Below are 1,067 nucleotides of genomic sequence, written 5' to 3' on the forward strand. Positions count from 1 at the left end.
CACCGCACCCGGTACACGGCGGTCCGGTCGGGGCGGCAGATCATGTCGATGTCGGCCGGGTCGAGCAGTTCGTAATAGATGTCGTCTTCGACGTAATCGCCGGTCACCGTCTGCAACAGAACGCTTTCTGGCAGGCGCATGCCTTTTTCGGCGATGAACTTGTTGGTCGGCGAAATCTTGCCACGGGTGATCCCGGTCAAGTCGGCGATCATGCATTCGACTTCTGTGATCTTGTGGTCTTTCAACCAATCGGTGAGCTGGTCGAGGTTGTTACTCATAAATGCCTCTGGGCTGAGTCTCCTGACGCTATGTCAGGCAAAGTTTGACGCCGGGGCGTCGCGATAATGGGCTTGCTTGTGCGCAGTGCGGGCTTACGCCAGGCACCGCGCATAGACAATGAAAGAGGAGCTTACCTGCCCTTTACGCTGGCGTTGCATTTCCTGTGCACAGTTCAGGCGTGCAGAATCGTGAGCACGGCTTGGCAGCCGGCACAGGCTTTGAGAGTAAAAGAGATCTATATTGGAAGGGGACGCCATAAACAGAGTGCCTTGTCGTACGTCCAGAATATCGGACGCTGCCGTTTTGCCTGCTGCTGACGAGAACCTCGTCGACAGGCTGCGCGCCTTATTGGCGGAGCGTTGGACGGATTTGTCGCCACTGATGTGATAAGCATGCAGACCGGACTGTTGCGAGCAGTCGGTGATGCCGATTAACGGCAGGCGAGACATGAAGCACCCCGGTATTATTGCTGTTATGGGTTTGATCCGAGCTTAGCCTTGTTCATTTTTTTACACAACACCCCCGTAAAAAATACAACACGGCCTGCTCAAGCCCGCGGGTGGCAAGCGTCCCGGCGTCTCAAAAGCGCCCCAAAGTGCCCCATAAATGCCCTTGCAGCGCTTTTTTAGGGCAAAAAAGGCCTCGCTTGACTTCGGCAGGCCGTTCGGGTTGACTGAAACCAGAAAAGATCAATGATTGATATTTTTAACAACAAAGGTGTTGCATCATGTCGGTACCCCCGCGTGCCGTTCAGCTTAACGAAGCGAACGCGTTCGTTAAGGAAGCTC

The 1,067-nt window shown here is 54.6% G+C and carries 1 protein-coding gene and 2 pseudogenes; 1 reads left to right on the plus strand and 2 read right to left on the minus strand.

Annotated elements, in window-relative coordinates; translation table 11 throughout:
* Together ACIP66_RS22880 and ACIP66_RS22885 are read right to left on the minus strand one after the other, a co-directional pair.
* Nucleotides 1–278, minus strand: a pseudogene (locus tag ACIP66_RS22880) (glutamine synthetase); the annotation flags it as partial.
* Nucleotides 279–371: 93 nt separating this feature from the next.
* Nucleotides 372–728, minus strand: a complete 357-nt coding sequence (locus ACIP66_RS22885; RefSeq protein ID WP_156316191.1) for a glutamine amidotransferase — start codon at nt 726–728, stop codon at nt 372–374.
* Nucleotides 729–1,006: 278 nt separating this feature from the next.
* Between ACIP66_RS22885 and ACIP66_RS22890 the strand changes: the two are divergent.
* Nucleotides 1,007–1,067, plus strand: a pseudogene (locus ACIP66_RS22890) (hypothetical protein); the annotation flags it as partial.

The sequence above is a fragment of the Pseudomonas sp. NPDC088429 genome, assembly GCF_044753305.1.
Classification (GTDB): Bacteria; Pseudomonadota; Gammaproteobacteria; order Pseudomonadales; family Pseudomonadaceae; genus Aquipseudomonas; species Aquipseudomonas rustica.

What these genes read in the sequence shown, in the direction of transcription:
- ACIP66_RS22885 (WP_156316191.1), bottom strand. Translation starts at nt 728, where the DNA reads ATGTCTCGCCTGCCGTTAATCGGCATCACCGACTGCTCGCAACAGTCC.